Source organism: Streptomyces sp. NPDC102514 (assembly GCF_055584525.1).
Genome location: NZ_JBVJLW010000001.1, coordinates 975,322 through 987,186 on the forward strand (window position 1 = coordinate 975,322; position 11,865 = coordinate 987,186).

Genomic DNA, 11,865 nt, shown 5'->3' on the forward strand with positions numbered 1-11,865 from the left:
TTGTCCGCCGCAGACCTCCTGACATGCTGCCGTCATGATCATTCAGAACGGGACGTTGCTGGCCGGCCTGGACGACGTGGATTGGGCGGGCCTGTCGCATGCTTACGGGTCGGCCGAGGACGTTCCCGGCCAGATACGTGCGCTGTGCGGGAACGACGAGGCCGCACGAGAGAGGGCTTTCGGCAGCCTGTTCAACAACATTTTCCACCAGGGCAGCCGTTACCAGGCATCGCCCGTCGCGGTTCCGTTCCTTGCCCGGATTGCGGTGGCCGGCCCGCCGGCCGCCCGTGAGGACACGATGTGGCTGCTGACCCGCTTGGCGGTCGACTGGTACGACGAGTACCGGCTCACCACCGGCATCGATACGGTGGCCTGGCGCGCGGCTGCGTCCGAGTGCTCCCCGGAAAAGATGCTGTCGTGGTACGACGAGCAGCTGGCGGGCGAAACGGACGAGCAGCAACGCGAGCAACTGCGCGACATCAAGGGCTGGGTGGCAGCCGGGAACTCGCCTGACGCGCGATGGACGGCCCTGTGCTCGTACGACGCGGTCCTCGCCGAACTGCCCGGTCTCCTGGCCCTGCTCGATGACAGCGACCCCCGCCTGCGTACCCGGATCGCCTATCTGACTGCCTGGTTCCCCGAGTCCGCCCCCACTACGCTGCCGCGCCTGCTCGCTCTCGCTGAGCGTGAGCACGATCCTGTCGTTGTGGCCACCGCACTGGTCGCCGTCGGCCTCGTCGGTACCCCGGCATACGCTGCCGACCTCACCCCGTACCTGGACAGCAAGAACAGACTGGTGCGGGTGGGCGGCAGCCACTGCGCTCGCCCGCATTGCCAGTGACAGTCAGGCAGGCATCGAGTCCGCACTGGTCGACCGTGTCATCGCTGAACTCACTGCCTCAGCCGCCGACACCGCTCCCGCCTCCGTCACTGACTACAACGACGGGGACTTGCGCGGTCACGTCGAACGCACGTTGCGCGCTCTTGACCGCTGATCCGTGGCGTCCCGTATCGCGATTCCGTCAGGCCCGCACGTCCGGAAGCAGCAGACGTCCAGCGCCGTCCAGCCAGCGTCGGCCCGCCGAGAGCGTCGCTCGGCGGGCCGGCACAGCTGCGCCGTGCTCCCGCTTCAGATGTTGATCACGATCTTTCCGCGTGTGCGTCCGCGCTCGGCGTGCGCGTGGGCGTCGGCGATCCGCTCCAGGGGGTAGGTCTGTTCGATACGGGGTGTGTAGCGGCCTTGTCGGCCCAGTTCCGCAGCTGCCGACAGGAGGGTGGAGTCGTTCTCCGCGTTGACCACATGCGTGCCCAGGCGCTGCCCGCCTGCGTGGTCGGCGACCGTCGCGACGTGTTTCGGGTCGCCTGTGATCGCGACGAGGTCCTCCATTGATCCGGAGGCCGCGGTGTCGAGCGCGATGTCGACGCCGTGCGGAGCGAGAGCGGCGAGGCGCTGCGCGAGGCCGGGGCCGTAGGTGGTGGGCACGGCGCCGAGAGAGGTGAGGAACTCGTGGTTGCGTTCGCTGGCTGTCCCGATCACGGTGGCGCCATGTGCCACAGCGATCTCGACTGCCGCGCTGCCCACGCCTCCGGAGGCGCCCTCGACGAGAAGAGTGCGCCCCGCCAGGGAGCCGAGCGCGTTCAAGCCGCGCATCGCGGTCACGGACGCGAGGCCGGCGCCCGCGGCCTGCTCGTCGTTCCACGTGTCCGGGGTGTGGGCCCAGGCGGAGAGGATGACCAGCTCTGCGGTTGCGCCGCTGACGCCGCCCAGCCCGAAGACGCGGTCGCCGATGCTCACCCCCTGCACTCCGTCACCGATTTCGTCGACCACGCCGGCGGCGTCGCGCCCGGGGATGGCGGGCAACTCCAGGGGAATCAGCTGGTGCAGGGCGCCCGCGCGCAGCTTCCAGTCGATGGGATTGACGCTGGCCGCCGCGACGCGGACACGGATCTCACCAGGTCCGGGGTGGGGGTCGGGAGCCTGCTCGATCACCAGGCTCTCCGCTCCGCCGTATTCATGGAAGCGGGCTGCACGCATAATGTTCTGCCTTACCTTTTTTGGGGCGAAGTGGTGGATTTCATTCAACGCCTGTGACTGCACATCCGACGTTGACTTGAGGCGTGGCGAGCCGACTGTCTTCAGGTCGCCGGCTACCGGCCATCGGTCACTGGTCAGCGGAGGGCGGGTGCGGACCGGTGAGGTTGTCGAGCAGTCGGGCAGGCACTCGCCCTGACGGCCTCGAGCCTGCACATCGTCGGAATACCTCCCGTTGCGTCGATGCTCCGGAACGTATCCAGAAGGTCGGTCACCAACTGGATACCAAGACCCGAGACAGGAGCCCCTCGATGACGCAACGCGCACCGCTGCCGGCCGATTTGTTCGATGAGCTGTGTCCGTCCCCGCTGCTGCCTTTCCGCTTCGGTGACAAATGGGCAGGCATGGTCCTCCGCTGCCTGGACGACGGCCCGCGCAGGTTCTCCGAACTCCGTGTGCCACTGAGTCGCGTCACCCCGAAGGTGCTCACCCAGTCGCTCCGTGGCTTGGAGCAGAACGGGTTCGTGACACGCACCGTGCACGCCGACCCGAAACTGCGGGTGGAGTACGCGCTGACACCGCTGGGCCGCAGCGTGCTGGAGCCACTGGCCGCCGAGTGCCGATGGGTGGCCGAGCACTGGGACGAGCTGCTCGACGCTCACGACGGCGGCACCTCCTCAACGGGCTGACTCGAACCAGCGACGACGCGTGCCGCAATGGGTAGGCGCTGGCCTTGTCGATGAGGCAGTCGTTTGAAGAAGCTCCCCAACTCCGCTTACCAATGGGTACCGATACCGATCCGTCCTGCCGCGCCCGAGGGAGATGATCCGCGGCAGTTGGTGAATGGTTTCTCCCGACGGAGAAAGTCATTCCACATATCGCCCTCGTTGCATATATCTATCGGCTGCCGGTGCATGGTTGCGAATGGGGCGCGCATGGCATGGGGGCGCACATCGCGGGGTGTTTGTGCTCCACCGTCACCCATGTGCGTGAATTTTACCCTGCTGGGAACCTTGCTGAGCCCTGTGGTGTGTTTATGTGTGGAACTCGCGTACGCCACACAGGAAGAATTCGGATGCACCATACCTTTAGATTCAGGGCGACGATCACTGCCCTCGTGGGGCTGTTGAGTGGGGCATCGGCAATGTTCGGCGTCATTTCGAATGATCGCCAAGACCTTGATCCGGTCTACCTCGTTCTTGGCGGGGCCGCGGCTGCCGCCGCCGCAGGATTGACGTTCCTGGTACAGGCTTCGCCCCTCACTCCGTCGGCACAACCTCCGTCGGAGCTGCCTTCGGTGGAAGACCGCGGAACGGTGCGGGACGTCGTCTTCCAGGCAGGCCTGCTCCCTGTCGCCGAGAACCTGGCTTCGCTGGTGTCCATGTCGACAACAGCCACTGACCTGCACGGGAAGATCCGTCGAGGTCTGGTTCAGACGGCAGCGTTTCTGGCCGGCGATACTCCATGCCTCGCGGCCTTCTACGTCCTGGAGCGGGACCCGCAAGACCCGAAAGGGCGCGACAGGTTGACCAAAACCCACGCTTCGATGGAAACCGAGGAACTTCCCGATTTCTATTGCGAAGACGAGGGTGCGGGGTCATTCTTGATCGATCTTGCATTGGGTGCGAACGACCGATGCGTAAAAGACATCTCCGACGATCCGGAGAACCGTCGAATCAAGCTCGTCGACGGTTATCAGTCCGCCCTCTTTGTGCCGACTCGGGCCGGCGTGAAGCCGAAGGGGCTCCTCATCTTTCAAGCGGCTGAAAAGGGCGTGATCCCGGAAGGTCCAGAACGCGGAAAGTTCATTACGATCGCTCACCTGATCGGGGCGTGCGAGGCCGCATCCGATCTTGTGGAATATGCCACAGGCCTGCCATCTCAGGCCAAAGGTGAGAAGAATAGCTCACCCTCCGTGAACAAGCGTGGTGGGGACGCCAGGTGAGCCTCCCAACGGCGCGGAACAACAATATTAGAACCGCCGTTGGAGGGGAAAGAAGATAGCTACAGTGAAAACCATCGGCACGAGGCAGGCGAAGATCGTAGGGGGCACCGTGAGTAACCGCGAGAAAGTAATCGTAGGCAGCGGACAGCGCTGGATGGACGGCAAGGAATCCAGCCACAAATACTTCTCCCGAGCCCGACAAGCCGCACCCCCCACTCCGGCCACGCTCAGTACGCGGCTGCTGTCCTTGCTGCGCCGTCTCATTGATGGGGACAAACGGCGTTAAACACACCATCCCGGAGGGGGCGGGCGGCTAGAGGGTCGCCAGGCTGGGGCGATCAGCGTGCGGCTGCGACTGTGGCCGCATCCGCATCCGCATCCGCATCCGCATCCGTGCCCGAACCCGTACCCGGGATGACGACGACCACGTCACGCTGCCAGGTCGGTCCAGGTCCCCGTCCCGGACTCCGTGGCCAGGTCGATCAGCAGGCGGGCCACGGCCAGATCCTGGAGTCCCACGCCCACCGAGTCGAAGAGAGTGATCTCGTCGTCCGTCGTGCGCGCCGGTACGAGTCCTTCGAGTACATCCCCCAGTTCCCGGTCGAAGTCGGCTTCCGTGAGCGCGCCTTCGGCCAGGGGGATCAGTACCTCGCCCGACTTGCGGCGGGCCGTGGCGAAGGAGTCGACGATCAGCCGGGAGCGTACGATCCCCTCGGTGTCGATCTCCCGGTGGTCGGGGCGGGGCGGTGCGCCCACCGCGTTGACATGGGTTCCCGGGCGGAGCCACGCCCCCTCGATCACGGGTTCCCGGGACGGCGTGAGGGTGCACAGTACGTCCGCCGCCTCCGTCACCTCGCGAGGGTCGGCCAACAGCTGTGCGTGCAGGCCCAGTTCGGACGAGATCCGGTCCACGAGGGCGGCGCCGTTGGCAGGGGTACGGCCCCACACCACGACCGACTTCCAGTCCCGTACGGTCGACAGTGCCCGCGCATGGGCCAGGGCCAGTGGTCCCGTTCCGACCAGGCCGAGGACCTGGGCGTTCTGCCGGGCCAGCAGCCGGGTGGCGACGGCGGTCGCGGCTGCCGTACGGAACTGGGTGATCAGCGCCCCGTCGAGGACGGCCTCGGCCTCCCCTGTCCTGGCCGACAGGACCAGGACCGTCGAGCGCTGCACGGGCAGCCCCCGCTCCCGGTTGGCGGGCAGGTCCGCGAGGAACTTGACCGATGCCAGACCGGCGGGCGCGGACACGGCGGCCATGGGGAGGAAGGCACCGTCCGAGCCCGGCAGGTCCAGAGCGGGCGGTGCGGGCAGCGACACCCGCCCGCGGGTGAGGTCGCGGTGGGCCTGTTCCACCGCCGCCTCCACCTCTGCGGTGGCGTGTTCGAGCAGGCCGCGGATGTCGGAGCGGTTCAGGATCAGTGTCATCGTTGACTGTCTCCGGTGCGTCTGGTGAGGTGGGGGGATTGTTGAAGGGGGATCGCTAGAGGTGGAGCGGTGTCATGTGCCGCGTACGAAGGGCACGGTGAGCGCCGACGGGGCCCTGCTGCGGCCGACCAGACCGCTGACCGCCAGTAGGGCGAACACATAGGGCAGCGTGGTGAGCAGGGGCGCGGACACATGCAGTCCCAGCGCGGGCGCGGCGAACTGGAGGGCCTGTGCGGTGCCGAAGAACAGACAGGCCAGCATCGTGGGCCAGGCCCGCCAGCGCCCGGCGATCACCGCGACGACCGCCAGATAACCCACACCAGCCGTGAGGTTGTCGCTGAAGGAGTGCACCTCGGAGAGCGCGAGCTGCGCGCCGGCCAGCGCCGAGGTGGCGCCGGTCAGCAGGACGACGGCGTACCGCACGGCCCGTACGGGCAGCCCGCACCGGTCCGCGGTGGTCGCGTCCTCGCCGACCGCGTCGACCGCCAGCCCCCATGCCGTACGCCGTGCCCCGGCGACGGCGAGGACGGCGGTCACGGCGAACGCCGTGTAGCCGAGGGCGCTCTGCTGGAAGAGGGCGGGCCCCAGGACCGGGATGTCCCTGAGGACCGGTACCGGCAGCGGGTCGAAGCCGGGCACCGAGTCGGCGCCGCCGTCGCCGAACCACAGCCGTGCCGCGTAGGTCGTGCCGCCGAGAGCCAGGGCGTTGATCGTGATGCCCGTGACGATCTGGTCGGCGCGCAGGGTGACACTCAGCACCGCCTGGAGCAGCGCGACGACCAGACCCGCGACGAGGGCGGTGCCCACCCCCACGACCGCGCTCCCGGAGGCGAGGGCGCCGGCCGCGCCCGCGAACGCGCCCGTGAGCATCATCCCTTCGACCGAAAGATTGAGAACTCCCGCGCGTTCGCTGAGCAGTTCACCGGCCGAGGCGAGCAGCAGCGGCACGGCGAGGCGGACCCCGCCCGCGGCGAGTTCGTCGAGCACGGCGCTCATACGGTGCCTCCCGCGCGGCGGTTGCTCCACAGCATCGCCGCCGCGATCAGCAGCACCAGGACGCTCTGCACGATCTGCACCGACGAGGCGGGTACCCCTGCCGCGAGTTGCAGATTGATGCCGCCGCTGGTGAGAAAGCCCAGCAGCAGGGAGACGGCGGCCACCGCGATCAGCGAGCCGCGGGCCAGCAGGCCCACCACCAGTCCCGTAAAGCCGTACCCGGAGGAGAAGTGCTCCGCCAGCACGTACGGCGCGCTCGCCACGAGACAGGCACCGGCGAGCCCCGCGAGGCCGCCTGCGACCGCGAGCCCGCCCTCCTGGAGACGGGACACGGGCAGTCCGAGCCGCGCCGACGCGGCGGGGGAGTGGCCCACCGACGTCAGCTTCAGGCCGGTCCCGCTGTACCGCAGGACGACGGCGGTCACCACGACGGAGACCGCCGCGACAACCACGATCGCCGTCGCGGGCGACTGCGCTCCGGCGATCAGGGGAAGCCGGGCGCCCTCCGCCAGTGCCTGCGACTGGGGCAGTGTCTCCGAGGAGGTGACCGGCTGCCGGAGCAGTCCCTCCTCGTGCACGGACACCGACACGGCGCCCGCGCCGACGAAGTTCAGCAGGAGCGTCGTGATGACCTCGCTGGTCTCGCGCCGGGTCTTCAGCAGCGCGGCGATCCACGCCCATCCGGCGCCGCCGAGGAACCCGGCGAGCAGGGTCAGCGGTACGCCGACCGCGGGCGGAACCTGGCCGGGCAGAGCCAGTCCAGTGGCCGCCGCGGCGAGGCCGCCCGCGCACAACTGCCCCTCGCCGCCCACGTTCACCAGTCCCGCCCGGTGCGCCACGCTGAAGCCGGTGGCGATCAGGGCGAGCACGGCCGCCGAGTTCAGGGAGGTGCCGACGGAGTACGCGGAGCCGAACATGCCCTCGTCGAGGGCCGCCCAGGCGGTCGAGGGGTCGGTGCCCGCTGCGACGACGAGCAACGCGCCGACCCCGACGGTCAGAATCGCGGCACCCGTGGCCAGGGACAGGGGATGGCGCAGCCGGGAGAGGAGGCGGGGTGGGGCGAGGGAGAGGGTCATGACGGTCCTTGCGCGAAAAGGGGTGCGAGGGGTGGCGGCGGGGCGCCGGAGTCAGGACAGGGGCGGGGTGTTGGGCGAGGCGGGGGTGGCGGGGGTCTCGTGCGGCGCCGGATGGGGATCCGGGCCTACTGACGCCGGGCCTGCTGCCGCTGGTCCTACTGGCACCGGTCCTATCGGATCCGGGTTCGCGGGACCTGGCGGTACGGGATCGGGTCCCACGAGTTCCGGCGGTACGGAGTCGGTCGCGGCCTCTGCGCCGAGCATCAGGTGTCCGATGTGCTCTCGGGCCCTCGGAGTGTTGGTGGCGACAGGTGCGGACAGCCGCCCCCGGTAGGCGACGACCACGGTGTCGCACAGGGCCAGGAGTTCGTCGAGTTCCGAGGAGACGACGAGGACCCCGGCGCCCCGGCCCGCGGCTTCGCGTATCCGCGTGTGTACGGCGTCCACGGCGCCGACGTCGAGACCGCGGGTGGGTTGTGCGGCGGCGAGACAGACCAGGGGGTTCAGGGCGAGTTCCCGTGCCAGCACCACCTTCTGCTGGTTGCCGCCGGACAGGGTGGACATCGGGGTGTCCGGGCTGTCCGCCCTGATGTCGTGGGCGGACAGCACGTCCTGGGCCGCGCGGCGCATCGCGGGCCGGTCCAGGAACAGCCCGCCGCGGCGGAACGGGCCGAGCCTTCCGAGGAAGAGGTTGTCCGTCACGGACAGGGCCGGGACACAGCCGTCGTGGTGGCGGTCCTCGGGAACGACGCCCAGCCCGGCCGCGGTCCTGCGCCGGGGCGCGGCCCGGGTGATGTCGGCGGCGCCGAGCGTCAAGGAGCCCGAGTCGGGGGTGCGGGAACCGCCGAGCACGGCCATGAGTTCGCTCTGCCCGTTGCCCTCGACTCCGGCGATCCCGACGATCTGTCCGGGCTCGACCTCCAGACGGACGTCGTCGAGGGCGGGCGTGCCGTCTGCGCCGCGCACGGTGAGGCCGCGGATCCGGAGTGCGGGCGGTGCCTGGCGGGTGGCCGGAGCGAGCGGGATGGTGCCTGCCGGGGTGGTTCGGGCCGCCGTGCCGCTGTTGGGGTCGGTGGCGGCGTCGGTTACCGGGGAGTTGATTGCCGTGGCGGGCGCGGTCAACCCGATCGTGCCGGACAGCGCCGGGTCCAGGGAATCGGCGGGGCGCCCGATCATCAGCGGGACGAGCCGTTCGGCGGGGAGGTCCGCGAGCGGGCCGCCCCCGACGACCCGCCCACCGCGAAGCACTGTCGCCGTGTCACCGGCCCGCGCGACCTCGCCGAGCTTGTGGGTGATGAGGACCACCGCGCCGCCCCGGTCCGCGATCAGTCGGCAGGTAGCCAGCAGCGCCTCCGTACCGGCCGGGTCGAGGACGCCCGTCGGCTCGTCGAGCAGCAGCAGCCGCGGCTCTCGCAGCAGGGCCTTGACGATCTCGACCCGCTGGCGCAGCCCCACGGGCAATTCGGCGACCCGGGCGCCGAGATCGAGCACCAGCCCGTACTCGTCGGCGACCCGGTCCACGCGCCGGGCGAGATCGGGCAGTCGCAGCAGCCGCAGGTTCTCGCCCACGGTGAGCGTCGGTACGAGGCTGAAGTGCTGGTGGACCATGGCGATCCCGGCGCCGAGCGCATCGGCCGGACGGCGCGGCGCATACGGCTGCCCGTACAGGCGCAGCGTGCCGGTGTCCGGGGCGAGCGAACCGCCCACGAGATGGCACAGGGTCGACTTGCCGGCGCCGTTCTCGCCCAGCACGCAGTGCACGGTGCCGGACTCGACGACCATCCTGATGTCCTGCAGCGCGCGCACGGAGCCGAAGGACTTGGTGAGATCCCGGATCTCCAGGGCGGGGACTCGGGGCTCGCCGCCTGGTGACGTGCTCATCGGGTCCTGATCTCTCCGGCCGCGATCTTCGCCTTCAGCTCGTCGAGGTTCTTCGTCGTCGCCGCGGGCGGCTTCCCGCACAGCACGATGTCGTTGTGCGGTTCTTCGAAGGTCAGCCCGAAGTGGACCGACTCCGCCTTCCAGGTGTCGGCGGCGAGGTGGTCCGCGGCGTACTCGATCTCCGCGCCGATGTCCGTCTCGACGTACCCGGCGTAGGCCGCGTCGGAGGAACACGGGTGGGCGATCGGACCGCCGATGAGCGAACCGTCGCTCTGTGCGGCAGCCTGGGCGAGGCCCTTGTGGCCGAGGTTGAGGATCTGGCCGAGTACGTCGGCACCGGCTCCGAAGTCGGCGAGGGCGGACTGCTTGGCCTTGGCGGCGTCGTTGAAGTCGCCGACGTACTGGGGTGCGAGGACCTTCACCCCGGGGTCGGCGGTCCTGGCGCCGTCGGCGAAGTTCTTGGCCGCGTTGACGATGGCGGGCAGTTCCGCGCCGCCGACGAAGGCCACCGTGCCCTTCTTGGACAGCAGGGCGGAGGCGGCCCCCGACAGGTAGGCGGCCTCGGCCTGCTGGGGGTCGTAGAGCGCGAGGTTGTCGAGCGGCTCGGCGTCGGCGGGGCCGCCGATCTCGGCGAACTTCACGTCGGGGAACCGCGCGGCGACCTTCCGTACGGCGGCGTCCGTCTGCCCGCCCAGGGAGATGACGAGGTCCGAGCCGGTGGCGAAGCGGACGAGGGCCTGCTCGTAGTCGGCGGTGGTGACCTGTTCGACCTTGCTGAACGCGATCGTGCCGTCGTGCTTCTTCGCGGCCCGCTGGTAGCCGCGGTACGCCGACTCCATGAAGCCGTCGTCGGAGAGCGAGCCGGGGAAGAGCACGCCCACCTTGAACGTGCTGTCGGCGGTGCTCGCCGACGGGGATCCGCCGCATCCGGTGAGAGCGACGAGCCCGCCGAACGCGGCGGCACAGGCGAGCGCCCGGTCGAGGCCGCGGGAACGAGAGCGAGTACGCGTACGAGAACGGGGGTGGATGAGGGGACGGGACTGCGGCATCGAGTGCCTCCGGGGTACAGGGCCGAGAGCCGGTTACTGGTATACCGTTAAGTGGCAATCAGTGTGGAAGCCCTGTGTTTCAGCGGTGTTAGGGCGCGGTTAGCACTCGCTGCGCCTGCCGGGCGGCGGCCTAGAGTGAGCAGCCCCGGAAACTGGAGGAAACCCGTGGTCAAGAGCGCCGGACCGGCCGCCGAGCCGCGCGGATACCTGCGCCAGCGTGCCTACGACTCGCTGCGCCAAAGGATCGTCGAGGCTGAACTGCGGCCCGGACAGCGCCTGGTGGAACGGGACCTCGCCGCCGAACTGGAGGTGTCCCGGATTCCGCTGCGGGAGGCGCTGCGGCTGCTGGAGGCCGACGGCCTGGTACTCCTCGTGCCGCACCGGGGTGCGCTGGTCGCCCCGTTCACTCCCGCCGACGTACGGAACCTGTTCGACGTGCGGGAATCGCTGGAGTCACTTGCCGCCCGTCTGGCGGCCGAACGTACCGATCGCGCAGGCCTCAAGCGGCTCGCCGACCGTCTCGGCAGTGCCCGCACCGCGACCCGCGCCGGTGACCGCGACGCCATCGCCGCCGCCAACGCGGGCTTTCACATCGACATCGTCGACCTCGCCGACAATCCGCTCCTGACCGGCATCATGCGCCCCCTGGAGGCGCGTACGCACTGGTTGTTCCGCCTCACCGCCCAGCGGGACCCGGCCCAACAGTGCAGCGAGCACGAGGAGTTGTACGACGCGATCCAGGCGCGGGACGGCGACCGGGCCGCGGCCCTTGCGCACGACCACATCGCGGCCGGCCGACAGGCGAGCCTGGACCTGGCCGCCGAGTGGACAGACCCGCAACTCGACCCTGAGGCGGTCGCGGCCCGCCGCCGACGCCGACGCTGAGCTGAGGCGGATCGTCCGTCGGCGCGATCACGGCCCGGGTTCCCGGCTGTGACTCGGTCTCGGGGTGCTGCTCTTTCACTCGCGGGTTGCGGCCTGCGCTCTGGACCAGGCGGTGGCATCGGCCCCGTAACGCGTCAGGAGTTGTGCGAACTGCGTCCGCTCCTGCGGTGACCAGGCGACGGTGATCTCCAGGAACGCTTTTCGCTGTTCGGCGGCGAAGCGATTGCGTTCGGCCTCGCCGTGTTCGGTGAGTTCGAGCACGGTGCGGCGTCCGTCGGCCTGGGACGCCGCCCGGCGCAGCAGCCCGTCCTCTATACAGGCGGCGACGGTCCGGCTGGCCACCGGCTGTGCGACGCCCATCTCGGTGGCGAGCCCGCCGACGGTCGTCTCGCCCGGTGCGTCGGCGATGACGTTGAGCACGAGGTTGCGGGAGAGGTCCTTGCTCGATGCCGGTGTGCGTCGCCGCAGACGGGACAGCGCCGGGCCGATCTGATCGAGTGTCGGGTCGTCGGGGGGCTGCTCGGAGGAGGACGTGCTGCTCATGTACCGAGTCTAGGCCCGGCCGGCCCATTTGCA

The 11,865-nt window shown here is 69.7% G+C and carries 11 protein-coding genes; 4 read left to right on the forward strand and 7 right to left on the reverse strand.

Features of this window, described 5'->3' with window-relative positions:
- Nucleotides 1–34: 34 nt before the first annotated feature.
- Nucleotides 35–841, forward strand: coding sequence for a HEAT repeat domain-containing protein (locus ACZ60E_RS04345; RefSeq protein ID WP_469437932.1), 807 nt, complete (start codon nt 35–37; stop codon nt 839–841).
- Nucleotides 842–1,129: 288 nt separating this feature from the next.
- Here ACZ60E_RS04345 and ACZ60E_RS04350 read toward each other — a convergent pair whose 3' ends face one another.
- Nucleotides 1,130–2,035: an NADP-dependent oxidoreductase gene (locus ACZ60E_RS04350; protein WP_469437935.1), complete on the reverse strand. Its 906-nt coding sequence runs from the start codon at nt 2,033–2,035 to the stop codon at nt 1,130–1,132.
- Nucleotides 2,036–2,343: 308 nt separating this feature from the next.
- Between ACZ60E_RS04350 and ACZ60E_RS04355 the strand changes: the two genes are divergently transcribed.
- Both ACZ60E_RS04355 and ACZ60E_RS04360 read left to right on the forward strand, forming a co-directional pair.
- Nucleotides 2,344–2,721: a winged helix-turn-helix transcriptional regulator gene (locus ACZ60E_RS04355; RefSeq protein WP_384797942.1), complete on the forward strand. Its 378-nt coding sequence runs from the start codon at nt 2,344–2,346 to the stop codon at nt 2,719–2,721.
- 386 nt (nt 2,722–3,107) lie between these two features.
- A complete protein-coding gene (locus ACZ60E_RS04360) occupies nt 3,108–3,977 on the forward strand; it encodes a hypothetical protein (RefSeq protein ID WP_469437938.1) in 870 nt (289 codons plus the stop codon).
- Nucleotides 3,978–4,406: 429 nt separating this feature from the next.
- On the opposite strand, the gene ACZ60E_RS04365 is transcribed toward ACZ60E_RS04360, so the two are convergent.
- From ACZ60E_RS04365 to ACZ60E_RS04385, 5 genes are all read right to left on the reverse strand, one after another.
- Nucleotides 4,407–5,402, reverse strand: coding sequence for an ornithine cyclodeaminase family protein (locus tag ACZ60E_RS04365; protein WP_469437940.1), 996 nt, complete (start codon nt 5,400–5,402; stop codon nt 4,407–4,409).
- Nucleotides 5,403–5,474: 72 nt separating this feature from the next.
- Nucleotides 5,475–6,398, reverse strand: a complete 924-nt coding sequence (locus ACZ60E_RS04370; protein WP_384797951.1) for an ABC transporter permease — start codon at nt 6,396–6,398, stop codon at nt 5,475–5,477.
- Nucleotides 6,395–7,474 carry an ABC transporter permease gene (locus ACZ60E_RS04375; protein WP_469437944.1) on the reverse strand — a complete coding sequence of 360 codons (1,080 nt, stop codon included), beginning with the start codon at nt 7,472–7,474 and terminating at the stop codon, nt 6,395–6,397. Before ACZ60E_RS04375 ends, ACZ60E_RS04370 begins: the two co-directional genes overlap by 4 nt.
- Before the next feature lie 51 nt (nt 7,475–7,525).
- The gene (locus ACZ60E_RS04380; RefSeq protein ID WP_469437946.1) at nt 7,526–9,355 is read right to left on the reverse strand and encodes an ABC transporter ATP-binding protein; all 1,830 of its coding nucleotides are present in this window, start codon (nt 9,353–9,355) and stop codon (nt 7,526–7,528) included.
- Nucleotides 9,352–10,404, reverse strand: coding sequence for a BMP family protein (locus tag ACZ60E_RS04385; protein WP_469437949.1), 1,053 nt, complete (start codon nt 10,402–10,404; stop codon nt 9,352–9,354). Before ACZ60E_RS04385 ends, ACZ60E_RS04380 begins: the two co-directional genes overlap by 4 nt.
- A 165-nt stretch (nt 10,405–10,569) precedes the next feature.
- Between ACZ60E_RS04385 and ACZ60E_RS04390 the strand changes: the two genes are divergently transcribed.
- Nucleotides 10,570–11,289 carry a GntR family transcriptional regulator gene (locus ACZ60E_RS04390; RefSeq protein WP_469437951.1) on the forward strand — a complete coding sequence of 240 codons (720 nt, stop codon included), beginning with the start codon at nt 10,570–10,572 and terminating at the stop codon, nt 11,287–11,289.
- Between the two features lie 75 nt (nt 11,290–11,364).
- On the opposite strand, the gene ACZ60E_RS04395 is transcribed toward ACZ60E_RS04390, so the two are convergent.
- Nucleotides 11,365–11,832 (reverse strand): MarR family winged helix-turn-helix transcriptional regulator, encoded by a 468-nt coding sequence (locus ACZ60E_RS04395; protein WP_385831420.1) that lies wholly within the window; start codon nt 11,830–11,832, stop codon nt 11,365–11,367.
- Nucleotides 11,833–11,865 lie beyond the last annotated feature (33 nt).

What these genes read in the sequence shown, in the direction of transcription:
- ACZ60E_RS04395 (WP_385831420.1), bottom strand. Translation starts at nt 11,832, where the DNA reads ATGAGCAGCACGTCCTCCTCCGAGCAGCCCCCCGACGACCCGACACTC.
- ACZ60E_RS04355 (WP_384797942.1), top strand. Translation starts at nt 2,344, where the DNA reads ATGACGCAACGCGCACCGCTGCCGGCCGATTTGTTCGATGAGCTGTGT.
- ACZ60E_RS04350 (WP_469437935.1), bottom strand. Translation starts at nt 2,035, where the DNA reads ATGCGTGCAGCCCGCTTCCATGAATACGGCGGAGCGGAGAGCCTGGTG.
- ACZ60E_RS04375 (WP_469437944.1), bottom strand. Translation starts at nt 7,474, where the DNA reads ATGACCCTCTCCCTCGCCCCACCCCGCCTCCTCTCCCGGCTGCGCCAT.
- ACZ60E_RS04345 (WP_469437932.1), top strand. Translation starts at nt 35, where the DNA reads ATGATCATTCAGAACGGGACGTTGCTGGCCGGCCTGGACGACGTGGAT.
- ACZ60E_RS04365 (WP_469437940.1), bottom strand. Translation starts at nt 5,402, where the DNA reads ATGACACTGATCCTGAACCGCTCCGACATCCGCGGCCTGCTCGAACAC.
- ACZ60E_RS04360 (WP_469437938.1), top strand. Translation starts at nt 3,108, where the DNA reads ATGCACCATACCTTTAGATTCAGGGCGACGATCACTGCCCTCGTGGGG.
- ACZ60E_RS04385 (WP_469437949.1), bottom strand. Translation starts at nt 10,404, where the DNA reads ATGCCGCAGTCCCGTCCCCTCATCCACCCCCGTTCTCGTACGCGTACT.
- ACZ60E_RS04380 (WP_469437946.1), bottom strand. Translation starts at nt 9,355, where the DNA reads ATGAGCACGTCACCAGGCGGCGAGCCCCGAGTCCCCGCCCTGGAGATC.
- ACZ60E_RS04370 (WP_384797951.1), bottom strand. Translation starts at nt 6,398, where the DNA reads ATGAGCGCCGTGCTCGACGAACTCGCCGCGGGCGGGGTCCGCCTCGCC.